Annotated in this window: 4 protein-coding genes and 1 pseudogene; 2 read left to right on the plus strand and 3 right to left on the minus strand. The window is 68.6% G+C overall.

All coding sequences use genetic code 11. The annotated features are described in order from the left end of the window. From AC27KI_RS21755 to AC27KI_RS21765, 3 genes are all read right to left on the minus strand, one after another. The coding region (locus AC27KI_RS21755; RefSeq protein WP_487115781.1) for an amidase family protein at nucleotides 1–500 on the minus strand (500 nt) is incomplete at its 3' end. Nucleotides 501–510: 10 nt separating this feature from the next. Next, the gene (gene gatC, locus AC27KI_RS21760) at nucleotides 511–810 is read right to left on the minus strand and encodes an Asp-tRNA(Asn)/Glu-tRNA(Gln) amidotransferase subunit GatC (protein ID WP_487090688.1); all 300 of its coding nucleotides are present in this window, start codon (nucleotides 808–810) and stop codon (nucleotides 511–513) included. Between the two features lie 63 nt (nucleotides 811–873). Next, nucleotides 874–1,146: a hypothetical protein gene (locus AC27KI_RS21765; protein ID WP_487115785.1), complete on the minus strand. Its 273-nt coding sequence runs from the start codon at nucleotides 1,144–1,146 to the stop codon at nucleotides 874–876. On the opposite strand from AC27KI_RS21765, the pseudogene AC27KI_RS21770 reads away from it, so the two are divergent. Together AC27KI_RS21770 and mreC are read left to right on the plus strand one after the other, a co-directional pair. Further along, nucleotides 1,060–2,060 (plus strand): annotated as a pseudogene (locus AC27KI_RS21770) (rod shape-determining protein). The gene AC27KI_RS21765 and the pseudogene AC27KI_RS21770 overlap by 87 nt on opposite strands. Nucleotides 2,061–2,241: 181 nt before the next feature. Further along, nucleotides 2,242–3,098: rod shape-determining protein MreC (gene mreC, locus AC27KI_RS21775; RefSeq protein WP_487115783.1), on the plus strand; the 857-nt coding region annotated here is incomplete at its 3' end.

The raw sequence follows: 3,098 nt of genomic DNA on the forward strand, positions 1-3,098 counted from the left end.
GACGAGCCGCCCGGCACGCGGCTGGCGTCCCAGGGGTTGCGCACCGGCGCGGGCGCATCGAAGCCCACCGGGGCCACGGCGGAGTTCTCGTTGGCCGAGCCCATGGCGAACTCGTCGCAATTGAGCTTGCCCAGCGTGACGGCGCCGGCCTGGGCCAGTTGGCCGACCACGGTGGCGTCGAACGGCGACTGGTAGCCGGCCAGCATCTTCGATCCGGCCGTGCTGGGGAAGTCGCGCGTGACGAAGATGTCCTTGTGGGCGATGGGCACGCCGGCCAGCGGGCCCGCCGTGCCGGCCGCGATGGCCGCGTCCTGCGCACGGGCCTGCGCCAGGGTGGCTTCTTCGTTCACGGCGACGTAGGCGCCCAGATTCTGGTGGGCGGCGGCGCGTGCCAGGAAGTGCTGGGCGGCTTCGACGGCGGAGACGCGGCGCTCGCGCAGTTCGGTGGCCAGGGCGGCCACGCCCAGATCGTGCAATGCGGTGGTGGAGTGAGTGGTCATCGGGGCGCCCTCATTCGATCACCTTGGGCACCAGGAACAGGCCGTTCTCCACGGCCGGCGCGCTGCGCTGGTTGGCTTCGCGCTGATCGGGTTCGCTGGCGATGTCCTCGCGCAGGCGCAGGGCCACGGCCTGGACGGCGGCGACCGGGTGCGCGAGGGGGGCAACGCCGGTAGTATCCACAGCCCGCATCTTCTCGACGATGCCGAAGAAACCGTTGATCTGCGTGAGCATGCGCTCACTGTCGTCCGAACTCAATTCGAGCCGCGCCAGATTGGCGATGCGGCCGATGTCCTGGGGTGTCAGTGCCATAGGGGAAGGGGGGTGGGAAACCGGATGTAAAGCTGAAATCCGGGCCATGCCGGAGGGAGTTATTCACAGGGGATGCGGTATTATCCCGGCTTTGCCGCAATACCCTCCCAACTGCCGGTCATTGTGCGAAAAAATCCAATAAACACCCCCTAATATCACCCGGCGATGGCAGGCCGACGTGCATGCCGTGCCTGAGAGGATTTTTGAATGTTCGGAGCTTTCCGTCGGTACTTCTCCACCGACCTTGCGATTGACCTTGGCACCGCCAACACCCTGATTTTTGCCCGCGACAAGGGCATCGTGCTCGATGAACCCTCGGTCGTCGCCATCCGCCACGAAGGCGCCCCCACGGAAAGAAAGTCATCCAGGCCGTCGGCCGCGAAGCCAAGGCCATGCTGGGCAAGGTGCCCGGCAACATCGAAGCCATCCGTCCGATGAAGGACGGGGTGATCGCGGATTTCGTGATCACCGAGCAGATGATCAAGCAGTTCATCAAGATGGTGCACCCCCGCACCCTGCTCACCCCCAGCCCCCGCATCATCATCTGCGTGCCCTGCGGCTCCACCCAGGTGGAGCGCCGCGCCATCAAGGACGCGGCCGAGGCCGCCGGTGCCACCGCGGTGTACCTGATCGAAGAGCCCATGGCCGCCGGCATCGGCGCCGGCCTGCCGGTCTCCGAAGCCTCCGGCTCCATGGTGGTCGACATCGGCGGCGGCACCACCGAGGTGGGCGTGATCTCGCTGGGCGGCATGGTCTACAAGGGCAGCGTCCGCGTGGGCGGCGACAAGTTCGACGAGGCCATCATCAGCTACATCCGCCGCAACTACGGCATGCTGATCGGCGAGCCCACGGCGGAGGCCATCAAGAAGAACATCGGCTCGGCCTTTCCCGGCTCCGAAGTGCGCGAGATGGAAGTCAAGGGCCGCAACCTCAGCGAAGGCGTGCCGCGCAGCTTCACCATCTCCAGCAACGAGGTGCTGGAGGCGCTCACCGACCCCCTCAATCAGATCGTCTCCGCCGTCAAGAACGCGCTGGAGCAAACGCCCCCCGAACTGGGTGCCGACATCGCCGAGCGCGGCATGATGCTCACCGGCGGCGGTGCCCTGCTGCGCGACCTGGACCGCCTGCTGGCCGAGGAGACCGGCCTGCCGGTGCTGGTCGCCGAAGACCCCCTGACCTGCGTGGTGCGCGGGTGCGGCATTGCGCTGGAGCGCATGGACCGCCAGGGCAGCATCTTCACGAGCGAGTGACACGCCCGGCCCTGGCGCGAAGCCGGGGCCCTGGAAAAAGACATGGATCAACCGCTGGCCGTCCTCCTTCCGCTCCTGCCGGGCGTGCAGGGCTGCGGGCGGGCCACCGCTGCCGCGCACTTGGCGCCGCCCCCGGCCGCTGCCTGGCCGGTTGTCGCCTGATCCCACGGCCTGCCTGCCCATGCCCCTCGGTACGCTCGAACGGTCCGCGCCGCCCTTCTTCAAGCAAGGGCCCTCGCCGCGCTCCCGACTTGCCCTCTACAGCGCCCTGGCGCTGTTTTTGATGGTGGCGGATGCCCGGTTCCAGGTGACCGATCCGCTGCGCAAGGCCGTGGCCGTGGCGCTCTACCCGCTGCAGTGGACCATGCTGCAGCCGGTGGAGTTCGCCGCCAAGGGGGCGGGCTACTTCCAGTCGCTGCAGGTGGCCCAGGCCGATGCCGACACGGCCCGCCGCAACATGGCGCAGATGTCCGAGCGCGCCAACCAGGCCGAGCAGCTCTTGCAGGAGAACGCGCGGCTGCGCAAGCTGCTGGAGTTGCGCGAGCGCCTGACGACGCCGTCGCAGGCCGCGCAGGTGATCTACGACGCCGCCGATCCCTACACCCGCCGCGTGATGATCGACCAGGGCCAGGTGGCGGGCGTCGAACTCGGCTCGCCGGTGATGGACGAGTCCGGCATGCTGGGCCAGGTCACCCGCGTGCACCCGTTCCTGAGCGAGGTGACCCTGCTCATCGACCGCGACCAGGCCATTCCCGTGATGAACCTGCGCACCGGCGCGCGCAGCGTGGCCTATGGCGATCCGGTCATCGCCCACGGCGGCGGGATGGAGCTGCGCTTCATGCCCGGCAATGCCGACGTGCAGGAAAACGACCTGCTCACCACCAGCGGCGTGGACGGCCTGTATCCGCCGGGGCTGCCCGTGGCCCGTGTGGTGCGCGTGGAGCGGCGCGCCGACTCGGCCTTCGCCCGCATCTACTGCGCGCCGCTGGCGCAGGTGAACGGCGCGCGCCACGTGCTGGTGCTCAAGCCGCTCACGGC

This window comes from Acidovorax sp. KPB24-03 (assembly GCF_057546605.1).